This is a genomic window from Bradyrhizobium australafricanum, assembly GCF_020329495.1.
Taxonomy (GTDB): Bacteria; Pseudomonadota; Alphaproteobacteria; order Rhizobiales; family Xanthobacteraceae; genus Bradyrhizobium; species Bradyrhizobium australafricanum.
On record NZ_JAGKJL010000078.1, the window covers coordinates 1 to 26,259 of the forward strand.

The window sequence follows — 26,259 nt, forward strand, 5'->3', positions numbered from 1 at the left end:
CCCCGATCCTTCGCGTACTCCAAGCCAGCCCAATACTCAGCCGGCGTCGCCTTGTCCTGGTAGAGCATCGGATAGTTGATCTTTTCGATGCAGATCCGGCCATCCTGGATCGGCTCGAAGGCCCGAGCGTGCTCCATGATCCTGCGCGCGGCTTTTTCGGATTCGGAGTAGGGGCGGTCGCCAACGTGTTTCATTGCTATGAATTTAGAGAGTTAGAAACGGCCGCAGCAACCTTTGGGGGCCAAGAGGCAGTCGCTGGGGCCGCTGTCTCGGCCGGTTCGCTCCGGCCGACTCGCGAATGAAACCGTGTCAGCTTTGCACGAGCAGAGCAATTGCAACGATTGCGAAAGGGCAAAGCCTCAAGAGGACGATGCCTACGCGGACGAATGTTTCGGCCATGGCACACCCCGACAGTGCAGCATTTGTCACATAGCTTAAGCCCGAGCGTCTCTCGCTGAAAGCGCAATTTATGCCGGATGCACGTAGCCCGAATAGGCTATAAAACCGCGCGTCCAAAGCGCTCCTCGCAGACGCCAGGACTTATTGTTTTAATGTCTTGGGTTCAAATCGGCGGAGAGCCGCCGACTCAGCCCCAAGGGGCTGCATGGAACTTCCGCCCCAAAGCCACTAATAGCGAGCCAGATTGGCAGGTCCCCTACCTTCGAGATGGTTGTCGATTGTCCGTTTCGCTGCAGCGATCGCTTCCTGGGTACGTTGATGGTCATTGTTCTGATCGTTTGTCCGCCAGCGATCGGCGTCGCTTCCACCAAGTACCCGCCGCCGGGTTGCTCGATAATCACCAATCGGTGCGCTAGATATTCAAGTTCGTCCGTCACGTTGGTGATCTCGTTCTGGATTTCGGAACAAGCGGGTAAGGCCCGGAATGTTCCAAATGTCGAGGTTGGTCTTCCGGGCGCAGCAAGCTCTGCGTTGGTGTCAGCGCTCTCACAACTCGATGGCGGCCGCTTCCGGCTTTAGGTGGTTTGCCTGACCAGGGCGCGACGCCGCCCGCTTAAAATACACACGGGCCGTTGGCTCTAGCCCAGGATGTAAAGGTCAAAATCCTGACGAGTTGATGACTGCGGCGGTACGTAAATGTTTCTTACCTAAGAAGGAGCAGGCTCTGGGCTTGACCGACGCCTCGGATCGAAGCTGGCACTGAAGCGCTAGCCGTCGTGGGATTGAAGGTCGCACGCGACGCAAAACAAGCCGCTAGGAATTCGCCATTCCGCGCAGGATACGCAATCCGTGGGTCAAGGCGCGCCGCCGCTCAATGAAAGAGTTTTTCGAGCTCCACGAGAATATGCATATGATCCTTCGTGATAACCGTCATCGCGCGCTGCGACCGTGTTGGATCTTGTCGGGGTTGACTGGCGAAATGGTGATCACGATTGCGGGTTGGACCACGCAGACAATGGACACCGCCCGACATTGCCGGGTGGGTGGCCGCGGGTCGATGCTGAACTCATCGGGCTCGCTGCGAAGTTTGAGCCGTTAGTGCGCGAATACTACGCGCGGCATGCAGAGTGGGCGCGGTTGCACACGAAGATGCATGAAGAAATGGACGAGCGGTTTGGTGAGGGTGCGCCGATCGATGTGTGGGATAAGGCAAATAACAGATCTCTGACCGAAAAAGGCAGGTTCTTTGAGGAGGCCCGCGACAGGCTGGGTATTACGGAGATTTGCGAGCATCGGCGGACTGAAGGCAAAAGCACTCGTTGCATTCTGGCACGCCAGTCCGCTTTGTGCGGGTGATGGCGAGTTCTACTTTCAAGACGAAGCCGCCTTTCAGAGGCTGTTCCAGTCGCTGAGTTCTGTGGGCTTGCGGGTAGTGATCGGGCCACGGGGTATGCAATGCCCGAGTGGCCGAACGTCGAGCAGCAAGATGAAGACGGCGAGGCGGCCTGAAACGGGCTAGCTCGCGCTGGCTCAAGAAAAAGACGCCGCCGGTCTCAATAATACACGCCGGCGGCGTTTCCTTCCTGAACTGGGACGCTGAAATCCCCAGCACCAAGCAAACTGCAGGGGCTGTGCCACGGGCCAATGACGCATCAAGTGCGCGTGATATGTGAGGCCGTTCACACGCGATCATCGCGAGTCGGCCTAACGCCCCGATGGGTGGCAACTCGGTGTCGGAGAATTATGATGCCGTTTTTCAGCAGCCAAAGCTTGGCGTCAGCAGCCGCCGCTTCAGTGCTCAGTATTCTCGTCGTGGGAGCGCTCGCCTTTTCGGCCGTTGGTTATGTGGAGTGGTCATCGGGCGTTAATCTGACCCATTTCATGGGCCGGACTGCCGCGGATGCCTCAACGCCGGTTCTGCCGCTCAAGGGGCGAACAGGTTGCGAGCAGGGCAATAGGCCGCTGCCCGCGCTTTCTCTACCGCTCGAATGACGCCGACCTAAAGCGACAGCGCCCAATGTCCCTAGGAGACTAAACCGCCAGACGGGCAGGCAGGGCCTCATCGCCTGCTGGCGACGTGCATCGGCGAATTTGTGCCTGGCTCGGGCGCCCCCATAGTTGCCCATATGGCAATGCCTATGGCCAGCGCTAACAGCACGGTCTTTGTAGCAATCTTGTCGCCAGACATCTTGAGACGCCTCTCATGCGTCAGCGCGGCAAATCTCAAAAACTACGCCGCCGGGCCCGAAATGGTTTGTCCCGGCGGCGCCCTGTCATTCCCAGCGCTAGGGCCCTGAAATTCCCAACGTCACTTGCTTAGCAGGTACCCGGAGTGACGGCTGTTGCCTAACTCACACAAGGTCCAAAAGAGGAGCCGACGCTCAGGGCCGGTGCGCCAGCTTCTCCGAAACGTGACCGTGCTGCGTCCCCAACGGTCCCGTCCCTCAGAGAAGCCTGCGCCGATCACGTTGCTGATTTGCTAACGCCTCGGGAACAAGTGGGAATGCGAAGAGTCAATTCGTTGCTCCCGCGATCAGGTGCCCCCCCGACCGGGAGTTCAGTGGCGACCCTGGTGCCCCCAGCGCCGGGGTCGCTTGTAGCGTCCCCCCGAGGCCCTCGGCAAGTGCGCTGCGACGTCGAGTGCAATTCAGGCTGCCGCGGATGTACCGGCATTCTGCCTGAACCGAGGTGGCTCTTGCTCACCGGCGCCCGCGCCCCCAGCAGACGAAACGACGGCCTCAGCGATCCCCAAGCTGGGGCCGTTTTCGCGTTTTGTGTGTAGAATTGGCCGCGGGCGCGGAAGACACGCCATCGGGGCCCGGGCTGTTGCGGCGAACAGGGAGGCGATTGGGGAGCGTTTGTCGTCGACCAGATGGGCTTACAGGCACCTGCGGGATTGCTTGCCATCCACACCAACATGCCCGCCACCGTTCCAGCCGACGTCGACAAGGCCTTCAAGGCCGGCAACCCACCGCCGTCCAGTCTCTCCGCAGAGGAACGACGCGCCTATGAACAGCTGGTCAGAACTCTGGCGCGAACATGCTCACCGGAGGTCACCCATGAAAAGATTGGAGGCGATGCGCCAGTTTTCGGCGTAGCTCGAGTGGTAGGCTTTAGCCCACGAGCGATGGGAGTGCTGTGGTCACCATTGTCAATTGGGGATTGGAGGACGTTTCATTAGTGCTCGACCAAATGCGCCGATCATTGCTGCCGCCTCATGATCTCCACGATCATCGAGAATGCGATGAAGCGTGCTCGCACTTTCTTGGAATACGGGCAAAAGCGATGGGTCACGTTCGCACAAGACACCTGCGATACACAGTGCAAGGGCCTCCACACCCATCTTCGCTTGAGCTAACGGATCTGCTGCCATCTTTTCCTGCCTTCATCGACAGTTTATTCGTACACTGCGCGGTCCCGGGCTCAGTTTTTGTGATGACGCTCGCTCCGGGAGGTGATCAGGCCCTTCAATTCCTCGACAAGACGCCGCCTGATGAAGCTGCGTTCTGCGTCAGTCAGTTGAGTGTCCAACAGCTTTCGGTATCGCCGTACATTTGCTTCGCGAGTCCACCGAGCATCCGCGCGGGATACTTTCAACGGCCGATGCCGCTTCGTCGCAGCATGTCGTTCGGAATCGCAAACGGCGGGCACCGGCTTGCTCAACCGAGGCAGCTGCATCGCCATTCCACCGCGCGGCGGCGGATCCTCCTCGTCGTCCAGCCGCTTCAGCGCCGCCAGGATATCGGCGAGGCGCAACCGATACGGAATGCCGGGCACCTCCCGAAGAGCCGGCTGGGATTCGACGACGTACATATCCGATGCCCAGGACGATAGGATGACTCGCTTCTCGTCTGTCGAGAGCCGCGCGTCATTCAATACATCGCCGGGTGAATTGTAGTGAGATACTGGATGGAAAATCGGCTCATTGAGGTTGGCATTACGATTGGCTTGGCTCATGGCGTGTCTCCTGTTTCTCCTTTCGTCCAGAGACGCGTTGCTGAAGGCTTGAATATAGAGGTCGGCGACGGTCATACGCCGCCGACCTCTGACGTTAGTTGCTGTTGATCGCGATACGCTTGACGTTCGACCTTGACTGCTCGGACCTCGGCAGCGTCACGGTGAGGACGCCGTTCTTGAAGTCGGCCTTCGCCTTATCTTCCTCGACGCCATCAAGCGGAATCTGGCGCTCGAAAGAGCCGTAGTATCGCTCGCTGACGAACTTGGAATCGTCGCTGCGTTCGGCTTTCCTTTCACCCCGGATTGAAAGGATGCCGTTGGCGATTTCAACCTGGACATCCTTTTCGCTGAGGCCTGGAAGCTCGGCGGAAATCCTAACCTCCTTATCGGTCTCATTCAATTCCAGGCGTGGCCAGCTAAACTGGCCCTCCATCAACGGAGCGTTGATGCGACCGAATGAGCCGAAGCCGCGGAAGGCGTCATCGAACAGACGGTTCATCTCGCGGTGAAGCGTGAGAAACGGATCGAATGCCTCTCGTCCGGTTGAGAGTTCTTGCCCTTTGCCCCAGGGAACGAGATCCCGAATACCCATGATATCCTCCTTAACTTGACATGCAGCTAGTCAGCGCACGGACGGTTACCGTCCGTGCGTGTTTTGGCCCAATAGGAAGCGGGCTCAGGCCGCCTTCTGCGTGATCTGTCCGCCAGGAGCGCCACTTCCGATGGCAATACGCCGAGGCTTCATGGCCTCGGGGATTTCGCGCACGAGCTCGATCCGCAGCAGACCGTTCTCGACCATTGCCGACTTGACCTGCACGTGGTCGGCGAGGTTGAACTGTCGCTTGAACGGACGCGCCGAGATACCCTGATAGAGGTATTCGTGCTGGTCCTTGTCGCCCTTGCGGCCTTCCACGGTCAGCACGTTCTGCTCAGCCGTCACCGAAATCTCGTCCTGGTTGAAGCCGGCCAGTGCGACCGAGATCTGGTAACGGTCCTCTCCGAGCCGCTCGATATTGTAGGGCGGGTAGTTGTCTTCGGACCGTTGCTGGGTTTCGTCGAGAAGATCGATGAGGCGGTCGAATCCAATACTCGAACGCCACAGGGGAGCGAAATCGTATGTCCTCATAGCCAAGTCCTCCAGAGAGCAAGATGGATACGAAGGAGCGCAAGACGATCGGTGCAAGACACCTGTCCGGCGCCCTGCTTGCTTTGCCGAGCCCAAACCTGGCGCCCGGCACCGCCCGTAAGCGGCAAAAATCCAATTAGAAAAACGGCGATCAGTTTCAAGAGCGTTCGCAAAAATTTTTTGGCTTGGTTTAGTCGGGTTATTCCGGCCCGCGCACGGAACCGAGTTCGGGCAGTTGGCTCGCGAGGGCACGCCGGCCATCTGCGCCGGGTCGGGAGACCGCTCAATGCTGAACCTCGCGCGGGACCGGAGAAGTTTGCACTTGTCCCCGGGCGTGCCAGTCCCATTGCGGTATTTCCATTTGCTCTGGAGCCCGCTGCCGTGCAAAGGCTCACCACGAAGGCACGCGTCATGTGAGATCCGTTGCGCAGCCGGCGCGGAAGCCTAGCTTGCAACTGGCCTGTCAGAATCTCAGCCGGCCAATCCGGGCAATTCGCTCCGCAGGCCAGTCATAATGAAGTTCACGCCTATCGCCGCTACAATGAGCGCCATGGTGCGGGTCATAACGTTGATCCCGGTTTTTCCCAGGAACCGCTCGATCGCCGCCGCCGTCCAGAGTGTCAATCCGATCAGGAATGTTGCGATGATTGACGCCGCAGCAAGCAGCGCCTTCGCAAGCCAGCCAGGATTATCATTGGAAAGGGTGATCATGATGCCGACTTCGGCTGGTCCGACGAGCAAAGGGAATGCAAAACGGTGTTATCGCCATTCCATGGATATCTACTTCGCTGCTGTCAACTCCGCTGGTTGATTGCAAGAATTTCCCATACTGTGCCTGAAACGTCTCGAGCGCGATGACCCGTGCAAGCAACCCGCCTGCGATACGAAAGTCATCGAGACCGACATTGAAAAAGCCGAGGATCTGCTTGCCGAGGACCGCGGCCCCCACAAAGAAAACCGCAACCGCCGTGCATGCCAAGACGATGATACGATGGATATTTGCGCTTCGCGCCTGCCGCGTGATCGCAAGAAAGACTGGAATGGCTCCGACCGGATTCGTCAGCGCATAGAGCAGCATCGTGATTCCGACGAACTGATTCCAAAGCATAGTCGTAGCCCACCTCTGACAGCTGAACGCCGCCGCCCTCAATCCTTTTCGATGGTAATTTGTGAATCAGCTGCGAGGCCAGCCAGTGAACTCACTATTGTACGACGCAAAACGTCATCTGGAATGTCGACGGATTTACACACGATAATGCGTGGCGCCTCGCTACGACCGGCCCAGACCAGGCTGTATTTGTGAATCAAACCGCCCGACTTGATGCTTTCAAGGGCCTCGGTAAGTAAATCGTGAAGCTGTGCCGTCATGATGGAGCCCGCAGTTAGGTGCCCGACGTCTCCAATTCAGTCATTTCCAATTCGCAACATCGCGCGAGCGAGCTCGAGCTCACTGATTGCCTGGCGCAATGCCGGCGGGCCGCACTCTTGTCGCCGTTCGCACAGGCTGCGCTCAGTTCAGCAAGGTGTCGACGCGCCGTGTCCGCGTGCGCCACAAGATCCGCAGCCCCTGCAAAGCTGGATCCCCGTTTCGGGTCCATGGTCAAATTGTCTCCGAGGACCTTTCGGCAAGCTGAAGCTTGCCCACAACAGACGATAGGAGCAGAGTCAGCCATTTCAAGGGTTCTTGGCTGTGGTCGCAGCCCGGAAGGCTTGTGATTGTAGAGCCGCTCAGATTTCGGTCAGCACGGTTGTCGCTGGAAGCTTGATCGAACCGACCGGGTCCATGGGACAAGGGGATCTTGGAACATCCCGGTTGCTGGCCTCCTTGTGTCGGTTGCCAAGTCATCGATCGCAATGGCACGGCCCTCGCGCCCGTGCCATACGAGTACGCCGAGCATCTTGTGCTCGGCATCGTGAGATTCAGCGAGTAGGACCTTCTCCACGGAGCGCCTATGACGGTCCATGTCCATTTGATGACGATGCATCTATGACGAAAGTCGCGAGCGCTGGATCGCTCTCGACTCTGAGCGGCGTTCGATTCCAAACTGTTTGAGATCGCCGGAAACGAAATCGTCGGCAAGTCGTCCGGCGCATGATGGGTGTGGCACAATAACCTCAACCTCACATGCCTTCTAGGCGTCCCTCGTGGACGTCGATTGATTGTGCCTTCAGGCGCGTCACGAGGCGAGACAAGCCGTGGTTTTTGGTCACGTGCTGGAAGATCTAGAAGCATGTATTGTACTCCACAAGAGGGGCGTGAGCTGGGGATACTCGACGGGATAGGAGACTAGAGCTGACGTCCGCAAGGTTTTGGCAGCCAAACAGGAGCCTCCGGTGCTCGCGACCAGGGCGCTTTTTGTTTGTGAGGCTCACTCTCGCTCTACATCGATGATACATCCTCGCTTTCCGTTGGCGAGGTGAGCGGCCAGAACCAGAAGTCTCGCCGAGCGGGCGCAGCGGGAAGGGCGCCGGCTGGGCTTCATCGTCATCGACTATCTGAAGTACCTGAAAGCGTCATCCCAATATCGCGGCCAGCGTCACTATGAGATCGGCGAGATCTGCGGTGGTTTGAAGTCGCTGGCCAAGGAGCTGAATATCGTCGTCATCTGCTCGCGCAGCTCAATCGAGAAGTCGAGAAACGAGATGACAAGCGGCCACAGCTTTCCGATCTGCGTGAGAGCGGCGACATTGAGGCGGACGCCGACACGGTGCTGTTTCTCTTCAGGGAGGAATATTACCTGTCCAAGCTCGAGCCGAAGCTGGGCACACCCGAGCACATGGAGTGGCAGACGAAGAACGAAAGCTGCCACAACCGCCTCGAGATCATCGTTACGAAGCAGCGAAGCGAGCCCACTGACTCGTCAGGGGTATTCTGTGACCCCGCAGCACAGCTATGCGCTCGACTTGGTCGCGACGATCACGCGGCTGCAGGCATCGTTGCCGACCAAGCTGGCGGTGCGCTGCCCTCTGGGTGCCGAACCGCGCGATCGCGACCAACATCTCCAAGCCGGTGCAATGCGACATGATGCCGATCAAGCGGGCAGGTGGGTGGTACGAGGCGCCGGGCGCGACGATGGAGCGGGCGGTTCGGCGCGACGATGCTTTGGCATGATTATCTTCTGCGGAGATGGCGAGATCAGGCAGCGTGACAAATGCATAGCGAAAGTGTCATTAGGAGACGAATGAGTATTTTGAACCGTTTGAGTATTTTTGAATGAAAACAATTATTTACGCGAGTAACGTGGGATATAGAAGCCCGCCGCTGCCCCTAGTATTTATTCCTCATCACCGCACGGCTTTGGGTATCTATCGGTGATGAGATCGCCGTCAACGCGCTCCCGCCTTGTGCAACGGAAAGGAGTGCGCTGTGGTCATCAAGCGTCGCAATCGAACGAAACATACCAAGACATTCGAAGAGAGATTGGCCGAGGAGGCCGCTCGCTTCAGGGTCGCTGCTGCGCAGCTCCCGCCGGGCACTCAGCGCGAGCTATATCTCCGCCGAGCGCGTCAGGCCGAAACGGCAGCCCATATCAACGAGTGGCTGACATCGCCAGGGCTACAGCCGCCTAAGGCGCTCGAGGACGTACATATGAGGAAGTAACATGACCCCCAGAGAACGCCGTGACATGCCGTGGATTATTGGAGCTGCCACTTTGGTTTTTGTCCTGTCGATCGTCGTTGGCGGCATGACGTACTTCCGGTAGACAGCCGGCCTTGTGGAGAGAGATCCCCAGTGGATTGACTTTTGCAGTCGTAGCCAATATTCGCCCGCAAATCAGCTTGAGTGAATAGATGCGCCCGGCGGCTCCCGTCCGGGCGTCTCTCGTTTCAGGCAGCTTTCGCGTCGATCGGTTTGATCTTTTCCAGGTCGCTGCCAAGTTCTTGTTCGGCCATCTGCACGTCATAGGCATTCTGCAGGTTCAGCCAAAGCTGAGCAGAGGTTTTCAGCGCCTTGGACAGGCGAAGAGCAGTGTCCGCGGTAATCGAGGTCTCCTCGTTCGCAATACGCTCAATCCTGGTACGGGGAACGCCGCAAACCTTGGCGAGCGCACCGGCCGAAATGTCGAGCGGGATGAGAAATTCCTCGCGTAGCACCTCACCGGGGTGCATTGGGGGCAGTTTCTTTGCCATATGACCCTCCTTGGTCTGGCTAGTGGTAGTCAACGAACTCGACCTCCTTTGGACCTTCAGCGGTCCATGTGAAGCAAATGCGGAACTTATCGTTCACGCGGATGGAATATTGCCCCTTGCGGTCGCCTTTCAGGGCTTCAAGGTGATTGCCGGGAGGGGCCAAAAGGTCGCGTAGGTTCACAGCTGCGTTCAGATACTGGAGCTTACGGCGAGCTAGCTTGAGCAGATCGGCCGGAAAGCCTTTCTTGGCTTTGCCGTTGAAGGCTGCTTCGGTCAGCTCGTCCTTGAAGCTCTTGATCATGATCGGAGTGTATCATACGGTGATACGCCTCGCAAGAGGTTTGTATCATAATATGATACGTTCTTGTAGATCCGCAAGTTTTCCGATGCGGAATCCTCCTACCGAATAGGTGGGAGCCGCGGGATTACCACGCCGCTCTGGAGTGCGCTTTGAGGCCGGGCGTCGGCGCGCGATCGGGATTTGGCATCGTCGAGCCGGCAAGGATGACGTTTGCCTGCACTGGGCGGCCGCGTCGGCATTCGAGCGGCCCGCAGGGGCGCAAAGCGATCTTTTCATTCGGTTCAAGAACGGGGCGACCTGGCAGGTCGTCGGCTCGGATAGCTATAACTCGACGTCGGGTCTCCTCCAGCCGGTGTGACATTCTCCGAACGGGCGCTTGCGAACCCAGCAGCGTATGCGTATCTCGCCCCGATCCAACCACGCCAAGTCGATGCTGGACGTGGCGCGCGAGAGCTCTGACTGGTTCGCGCAGGTTCTGACTGTCGACAACACGGGCGCGATCTCGCGTGAAGCCGTTGAGATCCAGCGCAGGGAGTATCACGGTATCTACGGCGACGAGGCCGGCGATGCGCTGATCGAGCAGGAATATTTCTGTTCCTTCGAGGCTGCGGTTCTCGGCTCCTGTTGGGGCAAGCAGATCCGAGAGGCAGAGCAGGGCGGCCGGATCCCCGATGTCGCGGTGAATCGCTATCTGCGCGTGAACACCGCGTGGGATATCGGTGTCGACGATGCGATGGCGATCTGGTGCTTCCAAGTCTATTTCATGTTCCTAGCCCGGTGCTCCATGCGATCCCGGCGCTCAAGAGCTTCTACGCTGAAGCCAACACGTTCTGGGGCAAGGTCTGGGCGCTCACGGGGCGTTCGGTCACGGTGCTATGGGGCTTGTTCCTGACCGGCATCGGGACCGTATTTCAGTGGCTTGATCCAATTGCCGCGGCGCTTGGCGATCCTGATCTGAAGGCCCAAGTGATGGAGGCGCTGGAGGACAACCCGCAGTACCTCGCTTACGTGTTGATGGGATCTCAGCCATCACTATCGCGGCTCGGCTTCGATCGGTTGGGAAGGCCTGACCGATGTGGGAGACCGTCATTGGATGGTTCTTGAAGGGGCCGCTTGACCGCATCTTCAGTACCGTGGACAACGCGATTAACAATGAGACGACCCGAGAGCAGGTCAAGGCCGATCTCGCGAAGTCCTACCTCTCGTCTCAAGTCGCTATTTTAACCGGTCGCGGATGGTGGTTCCCACTACTGTTCATCGTGCCAGCAGGCTTCTGGTTTGCTGCTGTATGCATCTATTCAGTCCTTTGGTGCAAGGCATGCGCCTTTCCACAGTCGTGGACGATTGCTGCGCTTCCCTCCCCACTGGATCAATGGATGGGAGCCATCTTTGGCTAGCTGTTCATCGCCAAAGCTGGCGGCGAAAATTGTCGCGCGACTTAAGCGGTAGGGCAATGCGAAGTGGAAAGGATATCCGAATCCAGCTGCTCGAAAACCAGCTGACCGAAAGCTATGACAAGCGCGTGTTGGCTGCCGATCGCCTCGCCGAAGCCATTCACAGCACGCGTACCGCGTTGGAAGCCCTGACCTCAGAGATACGGGCAAAGCGATGAACCAGATCATCAATCAGTTTCGACGCATCGTCGCCGACGACGGGCGCGGGGACAAAGATTTCACGCAGCAGGAAGAGCGGTTGAAGAAGGCTCAGGATGAACTGAAGGAAGCATCCGCTTCATTGGCGCGAGCCGCTAACCATCTCGCCGACTTCGTCAAAGCCAGGATGTGATGGAGTTCCAGCCTTCATGATCGTTCTCTCGGTTCTCACCATCGCCATCGCGTTCAGGAGTGGCGCGAGTGGCGAACGAATCCGCCTGATCTTCTGGACAGGCGGTAGCTCGGCCTGATGCCTTCACGCCTGTTTCCCTCCCTAGACTTTCCCAGCGCCCTTTCGTTCACGCCGGGATGTTGAGGAAGTTACGACCTTGCCCCCGGGTGTGATTCTGATGCTGTGCCCATTAGGGCAGCTGAGATCGGATATCGTCCGGGACGCGAAGGCAAGCGTTGCTGCCGAAAGGATCAACGCTAGCTCGCGACAAATCGGGCACAGATACTTTTTGTCTGTAGGCGGTATTGGCGACGCCATCGGGCTCTCCGCCAAAATACTGCCGGGAAAACGCAGGTGAGGATTGCGGGTTCCCGTGCTGGCTCTCCTCTTGCGGGAAAGGATCGTGCGTTTTGCGGCCGAGGAAGGTGTTAGGCGGAGGTAGTTTTTAATAGTTCAGCCGCCTTTGCAATGAGTTCGCGGACGAATGCGGCCTGCTTGGATATTTGGGCGGCTTCATCGTGAACCCGATGAACAGGTTGGATTGGCATGGCTGTGCTCCTTGGCTTTGCAGGCGGGAGCGCTCTCGGTCTCTCAGCCACCGACGCCTACGAGCAGATGACGCTGGAGCGATTTTGCTCAATAGTGAACATAAGCTGGCGCCTAATCGGCGTCAGGCTCTTCTTTGTGCCTCGCCACAGCTTCATTAACTTTCTGGCGGTCGAGCCGATCTTCGGGGGAGAGCATCGAGACAGGGCGCCAGATGCTAACGTTGATCTCCAAGTTTGAATTATGTGGCTTCGTGGCCCACTCCCACCATTGATCAAATGCGTCTTTGGTCACTCACGACTCCTGCGACATTGCCGGGTGCGTCCGGTTCTTGATCTTCCCCTGCCTGGATATGGTTCGGGCCGGCGCTGCCTAGCGCCGGTTCACTCGGCTGCCATTATGATCGCGCGCGGACTTGGGACTTTTAGCGCATGGAGATAATCGGCGCTGAATTCGGCCACCGTTTCAAGCTCCTCGCGCCGAAGCACGTAGGCGATTTGTCCGCGCCAATCGAGCAATCCCATCTTTCTCAGTTCCTGAACTGTGCGATTGACATGGACGGTTGAGAGGCCACAGGCATCCGCAAGGTCTTGCTGCGTTAAAGGAAGACGGAAAGTGTCGTTGTCGAGCAAACCCACCATCTCAAAACGGGTGGCAAGCTCGCAGAACAGATGCGCGACTCTTGGCAGCGCCGCCCTTGAGCCCAGGTTTTCGACCCATTCTCGGTAGATCGCTGCATGGATAAGGGTCTCTCGCCAAAATGCGTTTGTCAGCCCCGGAGATTCCTTCAACATCCGCCGGAGATGCGAATGGGATATGAAGGCCACAGTCGAGGTCCCCTCGCTGCAGAGATCGTGATCCAAAACGGGCAGATGCAGCGTATGGAGATCAGGTACGTCCCCCGGTACGTAGATGGACGATATTTGATTGCGTTCGGAAACAACCCTTCGACGCGACAGCATTCCAGTCATCACGACGGCACAATGCACGGGCACGTCGCCTTGCCGTGCGACGCGGTCGCCGTCTCTAAATGTTTTGATGATGTGAGGCATCTGCTGGAGCCGAACCTTGTCTTGCTCGGACAGCTCAACGACGGACAGCAAACGCGCGATTAGCTTGACATGCGGCATCAGACACTCCCTCCCCTTCGCAGGCGGGAGCACGAGAGTGTCTCTCAGTCACCAGCGCCCACAGAAAAGGCCTTGGCCGATGATGCACAAGCAACGCGGGAAAGGGAACTCCCGCGCTTGACTGAACCATCAGGTGCGTGTTCGCCCTGCGAGAAAGGTAGGATATCTCGCTGTAACAAATTGATGCAGAAAGTGCGCTCCGCCGGGCGCAAGATTCACTTCGGTTATTTCGGGAACCCTACTTTGCCAAGATCCTCCATGGCATGGGCAGGTGATTTTCATTTTCTATTTTTACAGCCCTAAAATGACGACCGCTGCATCCTGGCGGACAGCGGTTCGGCAATCAGTCTAGGCCCCAGCCAGTCCCCTCGCTGGGGCCTTTTTTTTGGAACAGGGGGCCACAGGCGCGGTTCTAGTCTCGCTTTGATGAGGAGTGGGACGACCCCTCGGCCTCAGTGCTCTTCCCGGGCGCTGGGGCCGTTTTTGCAGTTTGAGGTTAGCTCACTCTGTTGCGGCTGATCGCGAAGGAAAAGCGGACCGTCATAACGGGGCCGGCGTCGTCCCGGACCTCGATCTCCATTTGCTCAGCGCCGCTACCGCTGAGGGTCGCTACGGCATCATGGGCCATGCCGCCTAAAGATCGCGCAGCCTCGTCCTGTGCCGCGTCCAGATCCCGAAGATCGAGGCCTTCCTCGTCAGGGGTTGTTCCGTTGCCATCCTTTAAATCGAAGTAATACCGAGGCATTGAGCGCGCCCATTCATTTCCTAACATTTCAAAGCGAAATTCGGAGGCGCGTTCCTAGTGGCCCCGCTTTTTGAAATGCGGGCGGCCTGTTTGGGGAGCACAGGAACAGGTCCTCATTCGGCGGTTGGGTCATCGGCGGAGCTGCACCTTGATCACATCGCGGGTCGTGCCGGCATGCGGCGAGACGATCGCGACCTCGCGCTTGGCGAGCTGATTGATCAGGGTTGATTTGCCGACATTCGGCGGACCGGCGATCGCGACCACCAGGCCGTCGCGCAACCGCTCGCCTCCGGAAAAGTCGAAGCACAAGGTCAATTTCGACAACCTCACGCCGCTGTTTCCCAATCAGCGTTGATTGGCGGTGATGGAGTGCGCGATGTTCTGCATCAGCACCGTTTTGCCGGTGCGCGGCGGCGCCACGATCAGCGCGCGCGCACTGCCCCCCGCGGCATTCGGACAACGACGGAAGCCGAGCTCCAGCGACGCCCCCGCGCTGGGGCTACTTCTCTGGGCCATCACCCGAACGGGTCTTTGCCTGGCTGAAGAATGGCGCAGGGCGCGCTTCCAGCAGTTGCTGGATGGACCGGACCGAGAATCGGCATTCAGGGCGGCGCGACTCTATCTGGAGGTTGGGGCGCGGCGCATGGCAGCTGAGCGGGGGCTTGTTTAGCGAACCCTGGTAGGCTTGCTCATCTCCGCAAGTCCGCCAGCAGTAATGCGATAGCTGACTTTCCGTCAGCTTCTCGAATCTCAATCCACTGATGGCGAAGTAAGGTCAGCTTCAACTTTGCCTGATCTGGCAGATCGACAGCGGGGACCCATTCACCGCCCCGAAGGTGCTCCAGAAATTGCCGATGGCGATGATTGAACGAAGTGGCCAAGCCAAGCCCAAAGAGCAAAAATTGTTCGCGGGTTGAGAGTGGACGAATCCAGCAGTCCAGACATCATGGGCATCGAAGGCCCGTCCGTCGTGATCCAAATGGATCACTGACTTAGCCCGCGCGAGGCCGACCCGTGAAATATAGCGACAGAACGCTCCCGACGCGATAGAGTGAGTTGTTGAACACAACCGAATGCGTCAAGTGGCTCGTATATTGGGAGATCGTTCATGAGATTCTTTTTCCTCGGTATCGCAATGGTCGGAATCGTAGTCGGGACACAAGCAAAGGCAGGCGCGAGCCGAGACTATGAAGTTGACTACTTACGCGGAGCGACAGCTTCGGACGCAGGTTGGAACGTTCTACAAGCCATGCGGTACCGGCGCCGCCACAATGAACGGGCAGCGAACGCACTACTTCAAGAAGTCGCAATCATCATGTCTGGTCACTGGGGGACATCCGCCGCCAGCGACAATAAGCTGCGAGTTCACCCAAGCGGGTTGCACAGACGCTCTCGCACATGCGTTTCCGCTCATCCCTCACGCACCCGGCTTCAGCCTGAGCATGGGTGCTGCACCCGCGTTGTTCCAAGCTAGCGCCGTTGACCAGGAGCTTTATAAGCGAAACAAGCGCGATTCCGGCGTGAAGTAAATCGGATTGGAGCTTTACGCGACTTAGGTGGCCTCCGGATTAGCCGCATTTGGAGTCGCCGCCTTTGCCGCGGCCAGTTCATTCGCCTTGTTAGCGCTGAGCGCTTTGATTTCCGCCAGCCGCATTTCTCGCTTATGCTTTTCATCAAAAAGCATCTCGATCAAGTCAATCAACATCTGAGCCTCGCCGGGCTCGATGTCGACGATTAGATTCACGTCCTTTTCCATGTGGGCGCCAATATTGCCAACGATGCGAACCGCGTCGATCGCATCCACGCTCTCGTGCGTTACGCCCTTTGGAGCCGTATGATCGTCTAGCTGTTTTCGTCGATTAACGGTGGAATCTGCCTCCTAGAATTTCAAAGTCGTGCGTAGGCCGAAGACTGTTGCGTTCTTGAGCGCTCGGCCCGGGATCGGCCCCGCCGGGTCCGTTGCTCCGCCCCCGGGATGAATGATGTATTGGAAATTTGGCTGCAGGGTCCAGCCGTCCCGTAACTGATATTGATACACCGCCGTCAACAGTCCTTCGAAGCTGCGCACCGGCCATGTCGGACCAAAGAGTACGCGATAGTCGACGTCCAGTGCCTGAGCCCGCCTCGAGACGTGGGCGTAGCCAGCAGCGATGCCGAATTTGTCGTCTGGTCGTTTGTCGCTGAGGCCGATGAACTCGAGTCCGGCGTCAGCGTAGAGATCAATCAGATTGCGGTCCGCGGGAGCGCCGGAGATGCGAGCGAAAACGCCGATTCCCCGATCATCGCTTTTGGGCACGCGATAAATCTGCTGCTCGAAGACTGCCCATCCGCCGACATCGCCTGTCAACATCAGGGGAGTGCCGCTGCTGGCCGGCGCCGCAAGCGAAACGCCGTTGCTGGCGAGTTGAAGATCGGAGAATGGCCCGAGGTGACGCCACCCGCCGAACTTGATCTGGCCCGTCAGATTGGGATCGCCCTTCGTGTTGTTCCAGGAGTACTGGATTTGGCCCAGCAGAAGGGGCGGATCGTTAATCCGGAAGTTGACGCCATATCGGTTGCGTTGTTGTGGATCGCCTGGGCCCGGACCCGCCTGGTTGCCGTCGAAGACGCCGCCAAGAATGGATAGCTGATCCGTGATGTTGACCAGCAGCCGGGTGCCCATTGCCGCCAACGGCGGCGACGGACCGCCGCTGGGCAGGTCGAGAGATGTGATTGCCGGCCACCCCATCGATGCGTTGGTGAAGACATCTGTATATTTCGTGTTGAAGAACTCGCTATCGGCGGCGAGCTGCCCGAACTTCAGGGAGACCTTTTTGTTACCCCACTGCTTCTCGAAGTAGGCTTCGTAAAGTCGCGTCGACGGCAATGCCTCGATGCCGCTGACGACGAAGAGATTGTCGAGATAGTTGCGCGACAGTCCCGCACCGTGAATCTGGAACATATTGGCGTGGAAGGTAAGCTTGTCGATGCCGGCGAGCTTCTGCAGGTCGACATCGACGGCAAGGTTCAGCCGGCCTTCGTAGATCGCTCCCTGCTTCAGCCCGCCGGAGAAATTTCCGAGCGTCTCGCCGATGTAGGTCGCGGCGAATTTGATCCCGTATTTTTGAAACTTGTTCGGCAGAAGTCCAAGCGTCTTCTCCTCGATGGTGCTCTCGCCGGTGTCCGGATCGGCAGGCTTGTCTTCGTCGGTCTTCTTGTCTTCCTGCGCGAAAGCGTGGGTGCCGGCGAGAAGCCCCGCAACAAGGACCGTCAGCGTCAGGCATCTAACGACCATGTTCAATCGAACCGCATAGCGAGGAGTCCGCAAGACAGGGGCACATTGGGACACGGTCGAATAGCAAACTCAAGAGGGCGCGCGCGCTGGCCGGTTCCGCCCAGGTGATTTTCCAAACCCGTGATTTTTGCGGCAGCGCGAGAGGCGAGCCGGCTTTGAAAACGGCAACCCCGGGAACAATCGGAACTTTGCCTTGACGCTGCCGTTCGTGAGTGGGGCCAGAAATGGAGGAGAGTGAGATGAATAAGCTGATCGTCTGCGGCGCCCTTGCCGCTTTTGTGCTCGGTGCGCAGGCTGCGAGCGCCGCCGAATTCTACATCGTGCGCGATGCCGCGACTAAGAAATGCACGGTCGTCGACACAAAGCCGACAACTACCACCACGACGGTCGTTGGCGACGGCGTCTATAAGACCAAGACGGAAGCCGAATCCGCCGTGAAGACCACCAAGGTCTGCACCGAACAGTGATGATCCGTCGGCCATGGTTCGGGCCGGTCGGAAGGACAAGGAGGATGAACGATGCCTGTATTTCTGTTGTGGGCCGTTCCCGCCGTCATCGTGATCGGCGGCGCCGGCTATTGGCTGATTCACATACACTAATCAAACTACGATGATCACGAAGCGGCCCGTCCGGTCATGTCAGGCGAGTCGCTTTTCTGCCGGGCCGGCGCCCTTTCGGACGGGCAGCGGACGAAGCCAGGCAACCACGCCAACCGCCGTACGTTGACCCTCGAATGGGGCGCAGCTACGGAGCCGCCGATGATCGAAACCGATACCCTTTTGGTGAAGTGCCCCAACTGCGGCGCTTGGCCTATGGCGGCGGGCCCGAACGCCCCCTATTCCCATCAGGACGTTCGGCTGAGATGCGCCAAGTGCGGCCATGGCGAGGATGGCCGGCTGCGACGCTCCACGTCCGTCGAACGTCCCCCACAGCAGCCGCATGCCGTTTGAATCATGAAGATGCGCGCGCACTTGCAAAGCCACATCGTCGAGCTCGATGACGGCTCGAGATGGCAGATCTTTCCGGGCGATCTCGACTTGACGCTGAACTGGGAGCCCGAGACGGACCTGATGGTTCTCGATGCAGACGACGAAGTTGCGTCTCATGTCCTGGTCGGTGGTGGCGCAAAGGTGCGCGCGAGGCCCGTGGGCGACAGCTGGCCTGCGACGCAAGTCAAGGACGCGCTGAAGGGCGGTTGAGCGCTTTTTTGCAACCCGCCGGTTGGAAGACGAGTTTGGCTCGCGGAGGCGCAGGGATGCCGACGCCTGGCGTTGTCGATCAGCGATCTGGATACTGTCGAGCGGCTAAATGCGGTGGGCGATCCTGCTCCGGAAGAGCGTGACGAAATCGAGAAGCTGCTCGCGAAGATCGACACCGCGCTGAGCTTGCTCGAGCCGCGACATGTTGCCGGACCGAGCAGCGAATGAACCGGCGCTGCCGCCAGTCAGCGCGCGGCAAGCTGACAAAGCGATCTCGGACGATGATCGTCTCCGTGTGGCGCAGGGCTGGCTAGGCCTACTCCGGAGACGCCCGCAGTCGGAGCAAGAGGCGTTCGAAGCCAGAAGCAAAGCCGAGGGCACAGGGCAGCCCGACTCGGAGGCCTCGAACTAGCGATAATTGGTGAACAATTTCCGAGAGGAACGCGCCTTCTGTCCAAAAATTAACAGAGCATCGCTAATGGCAGTGGAGCAACGCATGCAAAAGCGGCGTCGTTTCAAACAAGAGCATTCTCTAGAAGTGCGGTTGACAGAAGAGGCCAAGAGCCTGCGCGACGAAGCCAGCGGGCTTCCACCAGGTATCGAGAAAGAAGAGCTGTTGAAGAACAGGCTGAGACTGGCGCTCACATGAGCGAGTGGCTCCCCTCCCGGACTCCAGCCGTCCACCTAGCTTGACCTACGTCAACGTGGCTTTAGCTGCTGGCCTGAGAGTTCCGGCATGGCCGAGCGATACGACCGGATCACTATTGCCGGATACGTTGCCATCGCCTTTGGCGTCGCGGCGTTGATTTGGCTGCGGATGTCGTAGAGGCCGCCTCAGTTGGCGGCCTCTTTCATCCTAGATCCAATTCATATGTTGGCTAGATCCAATTCATATGTTGGCCGAAAATCCGGCGAAGTGCCATCATATTGGGATACTGAATACCCAAAAGATGACCGAGTATTGGCGCAGCGCTCTCATTCCGGTATCTGACAGGAACTGCTGGTCTTGCGGTCCTTCGGGCCCTGAGCACTTGCGGCCCCGCCAGCCGGCGTTATTCGGCCTGTTCGATCGCGGCTGGCATTTTGGCTACCGACATCAGAGATCGAGCGACTTGGTTTAGCAACTGATCAGAATTCTCCTCTTCCGCAAGTGACTTCGACAACAGCGCGACGACTGCACTGTGGCGTAGCTGCTGGGCGAGATTCTTCGCCGTGGTGTAAGCCGAGATTTCATAGTGCTCCACACGCTGTGCAGCTCCGATTAAGGCGAGGTCCGCGGCCGCGTCTTCCTTTTCCTCTCCCTCAGCCATGATTTCCTGGCCTTCCTCGATAAGCCCCATCATTCCCTTGCAAGGCTTCGCTCGGACGGTCTTGCCGAGCAACTCGAAGCATTCATTGATGCGCTCCACCTGGTTTTCGGTCTCGACGAGATGTTGCTCAAACAGCTCTCGCAACTGATCGAAGCGAGCTGCCTCGGCCATCTTCGGAAGCGTCTTGGTGAGTTGCTTTTCGGCATGCAGGATGTCGCGGAGCTCATCGATCAACAAGTCGCCAAGCCCGGCTTGGTCGTCTGGCGGCGAACTTTCCGCGACGATCGCGGCGGACGCGCCGGCGTCAGCCTGGATCGCTGGCGATTCCGTGAAGACCCAGCCATTGCCCTCGTTCCACGGACCGCGGGCGTCGATCTCGCCGTGGTCGCCGGCCCCGGTGGAGTCGTTGAAGAACTGGTCGACCAGTCCCGGTGTTGGGGCGATGCGGCCGATGCTGAAAGCGGGCTTGGCCATGCTCTCGAGCGCCAGCGCGAACGCTCTCATGTGTGTGATTTCCCGCGTCATCAGGAACTGCAGCGCGTCCTTGGTACCGGCGTCGTCGCAGAAATTGATTAGGCGTTCATAGACGATCTTGGCCCGCGCTTCGGCGGCGATGTTGCTGCGCAGATCGACGTCGAGCTCGCCGGTTATCTTCAGGTAATCGGCCGTCCACGCATTGCCCTGGGAATTGAACAGGTTCACGCCGCCGCCACCAGCGATCGCAATCAGGGGATCGGCTTCGGCGGCCTGGCGATCGAACTTCGCCGGCTTGAGGTGCATCCGGGCGAGTGTCCCCACGACTTCGAGGTGACTCAGTTCCTCGGTGCCAATATCCATCAGCAGGTCCTTGCGATCCGGATCCTCGCAGTTGAGCCCCTGTATTGAATATTGCATCGCGGCAGCGAGTTCGCCGTTGGCACCACCGAACTGTTCAAGAAGCATGTTGCCAAAACGAGGGTCTGGTTCGTCGACGCGGACAGTGAACATCAGCTTCTTGACATGGTGGTACATCGAAAGGCCTTGCAATGAGAGGGGAGATCATCCCGAACGGAAGCCAGGATCGTTTGTTCCTATCGGACGGAGGATTCCTGCCCGGACGCCGAACCGCCGACTTTCCTTGTTTGGAAAGCCGGGGGAGGACCTCGACGGCACGTTGAGCGTTGGGGAGGTACTTACCTTTCCGATCGTTGAGACATGTTCAAGATCGCTAGCTTGTCAGCAAGGCGCCTTGGCCGCAGTCCAAGCTTTCCGGTGAATGTTAGACCGACCAGAGCGGATGTCGCGGTGGCACATTCAATCGCCCGCAGCACTGCGCCGGCCCCGGAGCAGGTGGCCCGCGCCCTGACCTGGGGCGCAGATGAGAAGCTTCTTCTGGGCCTCACAGCCGTCGGCCGGCTTGCCTCGCGCGGTTGTGGGGTGCCGCTGCGGCGCGCAGGAAACCATGCTCTGCCAGTGACGGTCGCTGCGTCGCTGCTGCCCCATGATCTAAAACTCGTATTCGACCAAACTCGGCCGGATCGTCGGACGGTGATTGGGCATATGCATGGCGTCTCGCTTTCCGGCAAACGAAAAGATGCGTTTCCCTCAGGCCACGCGCTGCACATGGGCGCACTGGCATCGGCGGCCAGCGGGTTGCCGGCTGGTCTCCGGCGGGCGATCCGCGCGATTGCGGTCGGGCTGTCGCTCACTCGCATTGCGATCCTGGCGCATTGGGCGAGCGATGTCGTTGCCGGCTTCGCACTCGGGGCGATTCTCGAACGGGTCCTCCGGCTTTGGACCGGCTACTCGAACGGAATTTCAACGGAGGATGATCATGCCGACTCTTGAAGACCTGAAGGGATACATGGAGCGCGCAACCGGTCTGAAGCGCCCCGGCAAGCGGAAGGCTGTGGATCTCGCGCGAGCGCGAAAGCCTGGTACGGTTCGCTTTAAGGACGACGGTCTCATTCCAAATCACCCGCGATGGCCGCTCATACTGTATCGAAACGCGGTCGCTTTCGACGAGGACCTGGACGCCGCAGCCGTGATCGAAGACCTATTTGAAGCGAACGGATGGGGAGATAGCTGGCGGGATGGCATCTACGATTACGTGCATTATCACTCCAGGATCCATGAGGTGCTCGGCATCGCGCGCGGCAAGGGCCGCGTTCGGTTCGGCGGCAACAAAGGGAAGATCTTCACCCTGAAGGCTGGGGACATCGCGGTTCTTCCCGCCGGCACAGGCCATCAGTGCCTTTCCGCGGGCGATGAGTTCCTCGTCATCGGGGCATACCCGCCGACCGGTACATACGACGAGTGCACGAGCGTCGAAGACCGTCAGCGGGCGCTGAAAGCCATTCCGAAGGTTTCGGTGCCGCGTAAGGATCCGGTCTATGGGGCCGGCGGGCCGCTCTCGAAGCTCTGGAAGAGAGCGAAATGACCGAGTACGTCATCCGCTTCGTCCTCGGGGGCGCCGTCGTATCGGTCTTCGCGATGCTGGGAGATCTCCTGCGTCCAAAGAGCTTCGCCGGCCTGTTCGGAGCAGCGCCCTCGGTCGCGCTCGCGACGCTTGGGATCGCGGTGTATCAGCACGGGGTCAATTACGCCGCCTTGCAAGCTCAGGCGATGATTGCGGGAGCTGTTGCGCTCGCCATCTACAGTGTCGTCGCCTGCCATCTGCTTGTCCGCGCAAAGCTGCGAGCGGTGACGGCGACCTTGCTGTCACTCGTCATTTGGCTGGTCGCCGCTTTCGGGCTGCTGGTTTTCGCTGGAGGTCAGACGTGAGCCCGATCCGCTTTTCAACATCATCTCTCAAGGAAGGCCGCTGGTACGAATATCTGATTCGCTTCGTGCTTGGCGGCGCTGCGACCGTCTTTACCGGCCTCATCAGCAGTCGCTATGGAGCAGTCATCGGTGGCGTTTTTCTTGCCCTTCCAGCCATATTCTGCGCGAGCGCAACGCTGATTGAGAAGCATGAAATTCGCCGCAAGCGCGAAGCGGGTCTCGCCGGCAAGCGCCGCGGGCAAATGGCGGCCGCCGTCGATGCCGCTGGCGCTTCGCTCGGCGCGCTGGGCATGCTGGCCTTCGCGGTTGGTTTCTCGATGCTAATCCCACGCGGCAACATCCCCGCCGTCTTCGTCGGCGCCTCCCTCGCCTGGTTGACTATCGCGGTAGCGGCTTGGTACGTGCGCCGGAAAATGAGATCGACGCGGACCGTGAAAGAGCCCAGCGGCTCCACGAATTCGCAAACGCGATAGACGGGCTGGCGATCTTTTCTTCATTAGTTCGCAATGAGGAAGTTTGATCTCGTCATGGCCGAGCTACCTTCCGGGCATTCATATCGGCACCGTCACCCGCCCAGATATTGATTTCCCAGCAGTACACGGGCTGACGCGACTCCTGTTGGGGCACTTGAGGTCCTATTGGGGCATTTGAGGGCCGGGCGAAATGCAGCACGGTTCGTCCCAAGATCGTGCACAAGGGAGACCAGAGGAACTGCGGTTATCGGCGCGGGTTGAATGCAAAGCAGTCCAGTTGCTGCACGCGGCTTGTGCAAGGTTTAGAATGGCCGACGAAACGATCAAGACCACCGGCATAGCCGCACACGGCGCCTCTCGCCTCCCGTGGGTCGAGATCGACAGTTTCAACCTCGAACTTAAAGATGAGGACGAATTCCTGGGGGACCGTGCCAGCAAGGGCGCCTTCCGGGAAACTCTCGAAAAATGGCGAAAGCCGCTGCGCAAATTTGGCGAAGATCCCTTCGGGAAGGAGCTTTCCGAAGATATCAGCAAAAAGGAGCTCGACGCCGTCCTTGGCGGCGACGATCCCGAAGCCTCCGTTGTCGTCCACAGCGCCATCGAGGACTTTGCACAGGAGCTCACCCGCGTAACGCGGCGGTTCCTAAAAGCCAAGGCCTGGGAAAAAACCGAGCGCATCGTAGTGGGCGGCGGTTTTCGGGACAGCCGCCTCGGCGAACTCGCCATCGCCCGGGCCGAAATCCTCCTGAAGGCGGACAACTATAAGGTCGAGATGCTCCCGATCCATTCTCATCCGGACGACGCCGGCCTTATCGGCGCGCTATAGCTCGCTCCATCCTGGATCTTCGAAGCGCACGACTCCATCCTTGCCGTGGACATCGGAGGCACGAACATCCGCTGCGGCGTCGTGGAAACGCGGCGCAAGAAGGCGCCGAACCTCTCCAAGGCGTGCGTGTGGCAGTTCGACTATGGCGTCATGCCGACGACGAGCCGTCGCGTGAGAACGCTGTGAGGCGCCTGGTCAAGATGCTCAAAGAACTGATCGCGAAGGCGGAAGACGAGGGATTCAAGCTCGCGCCATTCATCGGCATCGCATGCCCAGGCGTTATCAAGAGCGACGGCTCGATCGAGAAGGGCGCGCAGAACTTGCCCGGCAACTGGGAGAGCAGCAAGTTCAATGTACCCGCAAGTCTCGTCCAGGCGATCCCGCAGATCGGGGAGAACGACACCGCCGTCATCATGCACAACGATGGGGTCGTGCAGGGACTTTCTGAGGTCCCCTTCATGCAAGACGTGAAGCGTTGGGGCGTGCTGACGATCGGCACCGGTCTCGGCAACGCCCGCTTTACCAACCGCAATGGCAAAGGCGAACGCTGAGGTTATGGGAAGAAGGTGGCTCGATATCCGGTAAAATGAGGGCCGATCGTTGGCTGGGTTGTGAAACGCGTTTTTGGGGAGACCAAGATCGGCATCTCAGGAGGCAGCTGAAATTTCCTTCCTGAACTGGCATAGGCGGCGGTCACCACCGCGATTTCGTTCGGCCAAGGGCGACTTTTTGCCACTCATAGGGCAAGGTTTCAACGGAGGAACCTCGCTGACTTCGCGGGTTTATCACCGGAAGGAGGGATCGGCGCTAGCGAGTGGAAATGACTGCTGTGATAGCGGCGGCCGAGCGTGTCGCTGACGACTAACCGTCGAAGAGGCCGTGATTAGCGGAAACCCAGCCCACGATCCCTACAGAGTTGAAGGAGGCACGTGGTGACCCAACCGACCGAAAAGGAAATCGAGAAGCGCGCCTACGAGATATGGGAGCGGAGCGGCAAGCCCGAAGGCAGGGAGGAAGAATTCTGGCGGTTGGCGGAGCAGGAGTTGCGAAACGAGGACAAGTCATCTCCCCTCCGCACTCCAGATAGCCTGTAAGCAGAGAAGAAGCGCTAACCGGATGTCTCATTCCGCAGCAGCCGAAACTGTATTGCTGTACTTTGTGCTGCCCCTTTGGTTATTGGCGGGGTTTGCTGATTATCTTTGCCATCGCGCATCTCGGATTGAGACGACAAGCGGCTATAAGGAAACCCTACTTCATCTGTTGATGTTGATCGAACTTGCGATACCATTGCTGGCGGCGTTTTTTTTTGAAATCAACGCTCTTATTATTGCGGCTATGATCGTCGGCTTTGTTACGCACCAGCTGACAGCCCTCTGGGATACAACATTCGCCAGCCATAAGCGGAGCATCACGCCCATCGAACAGCAGGTCCATAGTTTTCTCGAGCTGATGCCTCTCATGGCGATGGTGATCGTCATCATCTTAAACTGGCCGCAATTCCTCAGCCTTTGGGGACTGGGTTCTGGGCCCGCACGTTACGAACTCGCCCTGAAGCGAGAGCCATTACCATGGACGTATGTGGCGGCGTTTCTATTCGCGGTCCTGCTGTTTGAAGTCCTTCCCTATATGGAGGAATTCGTTCGAGGCTTACGGTCGCGGAAGAGGGCTTAGCTCCGAACGCGGAGCACCATCAATGAAGGTTGCCGTCATCGGAGCGACAGGACTTTTAAGGTCCGCTATTGTGGCTGGCTTTCCTCGCACGGCCATTCGGTCCTTTCGATGAGTAGAATCGCCGACATTAGGTGTCCTGGCACGATCTCAACGAGGCGCGGATTGTATCTTCACAGCCACCGCTGTCGTTGCACAGCCCGTCACAGGCTCGCTGCTTGTGCTGCACGTCGGTTACTCCTTCTGGGAAGGATGGATCGTGGTCGATGGTGCTGTATCTCTCGTCTCACCGAATCTGCTGGCTGTGGTTTGCCTTCGGCATTCCAGTGTTCATGGCGGTGGCCGCTATACTCTGGCTGATGATAGCTAAACCTTAACTTGAGGTGTTTTGAAGCGTGATGGCAGTGCCGAGCTCGCCAGGATGCTCCGCTCGCGGTGGCATGCCAGCTTGCAGTAGTTGCCGGGGAGCGCGCAGGCCTCCGGGATGGTCGAGCGGATAGGAGGGGATACCTGTTAGGCCGCCAAAGCGCCTGTTGCTCAGGCGCGCCTCCGTTATTGGCCAAGAACTCTGCGTGCGAGATGAATAT

The 26,259-nt window shown here is 58.7% G+C and carries 33 protein-coding genes and 4 pseudogenes; 19 read left to right on the forward strand and 18 right to left on the reverse strand.

Annotated elements, in window-relative coordinates; genetic code table 11:
• Positions 1 to 194 (reverse strand): hypothetical protein (locus tag J6525_RS40070; protein ID WP_225648766.1); only part of this gene is annotated, 194 nt, incomplete at its 3' end.
• Between the two features lie 1,204 nt (positions 195 to 1,398).
• Here J6525_RS40070 and J6525_RS40075 point away from each other — a divergent pair.
• The 3 genes and pseudogenes from J6525_RS40075 to J6525_RS40085 all read left to right on the forward strand — a co-directional run.
• Entirely contained in the window at positions 1,399 to 1,755 is a 357-nt protein-coding gene (locus J6525_RS40075; protein WP_225648768.1) for a hypothetical protein, read from the forward strand.
• A 390-nt stretch (positions 1,756 to 2,145) separates the two neighbouring features.
• On the forward strand, positions 2,146 to 2,391 hold the full coding sequence (locus J6525_RS40080) for a hypothetical protein (RefSeq protein WP_225648769.1): 246 nt from the start codon (positions 2,146 to 2,148) through the stop codon (positions 2,389 to 2,391).
• Positions 2,392 to 3,235: 844 nt separating this feature from the next.
• Positions 3,236 to 3,427, forward strand: a pseudogene (locus tag J6525_RS40085) (epoxide hydrolase); the annotation flags it as partial.
• Positions 3,428 to 3,822: 395 nt separating this feature from the next.
• Here the strand turns inward: J6525_RS40085 and J6525_RS40090 are convergent.
• From J6525_RS40090 to J6525_RS40110, 6 genes are all read right to left on the reverse strand, one after another.
• On the reverse strand, positions 3,823 to 4,431 hold the full coding sequence (locus J6525_RS40090; protein WP_092088755.1) for a hypothetical protein: 609 nt from the start codon (positions 4,429 to 4,431) through the stop codon (positions 3,823 to 3,825).
• Between the two features lie 19 nt (positions 4,432 to 4,450).
• A complete protein-coding gene (locus J6525_RS40095; protein ID WP_225648770.1) occupies positions 4,451 to 4,948 on the reverse strand; it encodes an Hsp20/alpha crystallin family protein in 498 nt (165 codons plus the stop codon).
• Between the two features lie 84 nt (positions 4,949 to 5,032).
• The gene (locus J6525_RS40100) at positions 5,033 to 5,482 is read right to left on the reverse strand and encodes an Hsp20 family protein (protein ID WP_225648771.1); all 450 of its coding nucleotides are present in this window, start codon (positions 5,480 to 5,482) and stop codon (positions 5,033 to 5,035) included.
• A 471-nt stretch (positions 5,483 to 5,953) separates the two neighbouring features.
• Positions 5,954 to 6,193, reverse strand: a complete 240-nt coding sequence (locus J6525_RS46820) for a MarC family protein (RefSeq protein ID WP_249796323.1) — start codon at positions 6,191 to 6,193, stop codon at positions 5,954 to 5,956.
• Entirely contained in the window at positions 6,174 to 6,560 is a 387-nt protein-coding gene (locus J6525_RS46825; protein WP_249796324.1) for a MarC family protein, read from the reverse strand. The genes J6525_RS46820 and J6525_RS46825 overlap by 20 nt, the downstream gene beginning before the upstream one ends.
• A gap of 68 nt (positions 6,561 to 6,628) precedes the next feature.
• The gene (locus J6525_RS40110; RefSeq protein WP_225648772.1) at positions 6,629 to 6,850 is read right to left on the reverse strand and encodes a hypothetical protein; all 222 of its coding nucleotides are present in this window, start codon (positions 6,848 to 6,850) and stop codon (positions 6,629 to 6,631) included.
• A gap of 1,119 nt (positions 6,851 to 7,969) precedes the next feature.
• Here J6525_RS40110 and J6525_RS40115 point away from each other — a divergent pair.
• Positions 7,970 to 8,508: pseudogene (locus J6525_RS40115) on the forward strand (DnaB-like helicase C-terminal domain-containing protein).
• Between the two features lie 802 nt (positions 8,509 to 9,310).
• Here J6525_RS40115 and J6525_RS40125 read toward each other — a convergent pair.
• From J6525_RS40125 to J6525_RS40135, 3 genes are all read right to left on the reverse strand, one after another.
• Entirely contained in the window at positions 9,311 to 9,613 is a 303-nt protein-coding gene (locus J6525_RS40125; protein WP_092088747.1) for a HigA family addiction module antitoxin, read from the reverse strand.
• A gap of 19 nt (positions 9,614 to 9,632) precedes the next feature.
• Positions 9,633 to 9,914 carry a type II toxin-antitoxin system RelE/ParE family toxin gene (locus J6525_RS40130; RefSeq protein ID WP_092088745.1) on the reverse strand — a complete coding sequence of 94 codons (282 nt, stop codon included), beginning with the start codon at positions 9,912 to 9,914 and terminating at the stop codon, positions 9,633 to 9,635.
• A gap of 124 nt (positions 9,915 to 10,038) precedes the next feature.
• Positions 10,039 to 10,668 (reverse strand): hypothetical protein, encoded by a 630-nt coding sequence (locus tag J6525_RS40135; RefSeq protein WP_176937140.1) that lies wholly within the window; start codon positions 10,666 to 10,668, stop codon positions 10,039 to 10,041.
• Positions 10,669 to 10,691: 23 nt separating this feature from the next.
• Here J6525_RS40135 and J6525_RS40140 point away from each other — a divergent pair, with 23 nt between their 5' ends.
• The 3 genes from J6525_RS40140 (at position 10,692) to J6525_RS40150 (ending at position 11,699) form a co-directional block, all read left to right on the forward strand.
• Positions 10,692 to 11,018, forward strand: coding sequence for a hypothetical protein (locus J6525_RS40140; RefSeq protein ID WP_225648774.1), 327 nt, complete (start codon positions 10,692 to 10,694; stop codon positions 11,016 to 11,018).
• Entirely contained in the window at positions 11,015 to 11,311 is a 297-nt protein-coding gene (locus J6525_RS40145; RefSeq protein ID WP_225648775.1) for a hypothetical protein, read from the forward strand. The genes J6525_RS40140 and J6525_RS40145 overlap by 4 nt, the downstream gene beginning before the upstream one ends.
• A 211-nt stretch (positions 11,312 to 11,522) precedes the next feature.
• Positions 11,523 to 11,699: a hypothetical protein gene (locus J6525_RS40150; protein WP_176937145.1), complete on the forward strand. Its 177-nt coding sequence runs from the start codon at positions 11,523 to 11,525 to the stop codon at positions 11,697 to 11,699.
• Positions 11,700 to 12,398: 699 nt separating this feature from the next.
• On the opposite strand, the gene J6525_RS40155 is transcribed toward J6525_RS40150, so the two are convergent.
• The 7 genes and pseudogenes from J6525_RS40155 to J6525_RS40185 form a co-directional block, all read right to left on the reverse strand.
• On the reverse strand, positions 12,399 to 12,578 hold the full coding sequence (locus J6525_RS40155; protein WP_225648777.1) for a hypothetical protein: 180 nt from the start codon (positions 12,576 to 12,578) through the stop codon (positions 12,399 to 12,401).
• A gap of 89 nt (positions 12,579 to 12,667) precedes the next feature.
• Positions 12,668 to 13,414, reverse strand: a complete 747-nt coding sequence (locus J6525_RS40160; RefSeq protein ID WP_225648778.1) for a Crp/Fnr family transcriptional regulator — start codon at positions 13,412 to 13,414, stop codon at positions 12,668 to 12,670.
• Between the two features lie 496 nt (positions 13,415 to 13,910).
• Entirely contained in the window at positions 13,911 to 14,159 is a 249-nt protein-coding gene (locus tag J6525_RS40165; protein ID WP_225648780.1) for a DUF6894 family protein, read from the reverse strand.
• A gap of 138 nt (positions 14,160 to 14,297) precedes the next feature.
• A pseudogene (locus tag J6525_RS40170) lies at positions 14,298 to 14,447 on the reverse strand (GTPase); the annotation flags it as partial.
• A 57-nt stretch (positions 14,448 to 14,504) separates the two neighbouring features.
• Positions 14,505 to 14,675 carry a hypothetical protein gene (locus tag J6525_RS40175; protein ID WP_225648800.1) on the reverse strand — a complete coding sequence of 57 codons (171 nt, stop codon included), beginning with the start codon at positions 14,673 to 14,675 and terminating at the stop codon, positions 14,505 to 14,507.
• A gap of 1,036 nt (positions 14,676 to 15,711) precedes the next feature.
• Positions 15,712 to 15,963, reverse strand: a complete 252-nt coding sequence (locus J6525_RS40180) for a hypothetical protein (protein ID WP_210262504.1) — start codon at positions 15,961 to 15,963, stop codon at positions 15,712 to 15,714.
• A 75-nt stretch (positions 15,964 to 16,038) separates the two neighbouring features.
• On the reverse strand, positions 16,039 to 17,433 hold the full coding sequence (locus tag J6525_RS40185) for a carbohydrate porin (protein WP_225648796.1): 1,395 nt from the start codon (positions 17,431 to 17,433) through the stop codon (positions 16,039 to 16,041).
• Positions 17,434 to 17,672: 239 nt separating this feature from the next.
• Between J6525_RS40185 and J6525_RS40190 the strand changes: the two genes are divergently transcribed.
• The 4 genes from J6525_RS40190 to J6525_RS40205 all read left to right on the forward strand — a co-directional run bounded on the left by J6525_RS40190 (position 17,673) and on the right by J6525_RS40205 (position 19,281).
• Entirely contained in the window at positions 17,673 to 17,900 is a 228-nt protein-coding gene (locus tag J6525_RS40190) for a hypothetical protein (protein ID WP_076829459.1), read from the forward strand.
• Between the two features lie 492 nt (positions 17,901 to 18,392).
• Positions 18,393 to 18,632, forward strand: coding sequence for a hypothetical protein (locus J6525_RS40195; RefSeq protein ID WP_225648781.1), 240 nt, complete (start codon positions 18,393 to 18,395; stop codon positions 18,630 to 18,632).
• A 72-nt stretch (positions 18,633 to 18,704) separates the two neighbouring features.
• Positions 18,705 to 18,860 (forward strand): hypothetical protein, encoded by a 156-nt coding sequence (locus J6525_RS40200; RefSeq protein WP_225648782.1) that lies wholly within the window; start codon positions 18,705 to 18,707, stop codon positions 18,858 to 18,860.
• Between the two features lie 268 nt (positions 18,861 to 19,128).
• Positions 19,129 to 19,281, forward strand: a complete 153-nt coding sequence (locus tag J6525_RS40205) for a hypothetical protein (protein ID WP_225648783.1) — start codon at positions 19,129 to 19,131, stop codon at positions 19,279 to 19,281.
• Between the two features lie 403 nt (positions 19,282 to 19,684).
• Here the strand turns inward: J6525_RS40205 and J6525_RS40210 are convergent, their stop codons facing one another.
• Positions 19,685 to 20,953: a DUF892 family protein gene (locus tag J6525_RS40210; protein ID WP_225648785.1), complete on the reverse strand. Its 1,269-nt coding sequence runs from the start codon at positions 20,951 to 20,953 to the stop codon at positions 19,685 to 19,687.
• Positions 20,954 to 21,136: 183 nt separating this feature from the next.
• Between J6525_RS40210 and J6525_RS40215 the strand changes: the two genes are divergently transcribed.
• From J6525_RS40215 to J6525_RS40250, 8 genes and pseudogenes are all read left to right on the forward strand, one after another.
• A complete protein-coding gene (locus J6525_RS40215; protein WP_225648786.1) occupies positions 21,137 to 21,769 on the forward strand; it encodes a phosphatase PAP2 family protein in 633 nt (210 codons plus the stop codon).
• Positions 21,756 to 22,361, forward strand: coding sequence for a cupin domain-containing protein (locus tag J6525_RS40220; protein ID WP_225648787.1), 606 nt, complete (start codon positions 21,756 to 21,758; stop codon positions 22,359 to 22,361). The genes J6525_RS40215 and J6525_RS40220 overlap by 14 nt, the downstream gene beginning before the upstream one ends.
• Positions 22,358 to 22,705 (forward strand): DUF3147 family protein, encoded by a 348-nt coding sequence (locus J6525_RS40225; RefSeq protein WP_092088725.1) that lies wholly within the window; start codon positions 22,358 to 22,360, stop codon positions 22,703 to 22,705. The genes J6525_RS40220 and J6525_RS40225 overlap by 4 nt, the downstream gene beginning before the upstream one ends.
• Complete coding sequence (locus tag J6525_RS40230; protein ID WP_225648788.1) at positions 22,702 to 23,178, forward strand: DUF3147 family protein; 477 nt, start codon at positions 22,702 to 22,704, stop codon at positions 23,176 to 23,178. The genes J6525_RS40225 and J6525_RS40230 overlap by 4 nt, the downstream gene beginning before the upstream one ends.
• A gap of 307 nt (positions 23,179 to 23,485) precedes the next feature.
• A pseudogene (locus tag J6525_RS40235) lies at positions 23,486 to 24,555 on the forward strand (ROK family protein).
• 381 nt (positions 24,556 to 24,936) lie between these two features.
• Positions 24,937 to 25,098 (forward strand): DUF2934 domain-containing protein, encoded by a 162-nt coding sequence (locus J6525_RS40240; protein WP_075968978.1) that lies wholly within the window; start codon positions 24,937 to 24,939, stop codon positions 25,096 to 25,098.
• Between the two features lie 22 nt (positions 25,099 to 25,120).
• On the forward strand, positions 25,121 to 25,675 hold the full coding sequence (locus tag J6525_RS40245) for a hypothetical protein (protein WP_225648789.1): 555 nt from the start codon (positions 25,121 to 25,123) through the stop codon (positions 25,673 to 25,675).
• A 166-nt stretch (positions 25,676 to 25,841) separates the two neighbouring features.
• Positions 25,842 to 26,042, forward strand: coding sequence for a DUF2269 family protein (locus tag J6525_RS40250; protein ID WP_376708631.1), 201 nt, complete (start codon positions 25,842 to 25,844; stop codon positions 26,040 to 26,042).
• Positions 26,043 to 26,259: the final 217 nt, after the last annotated feature.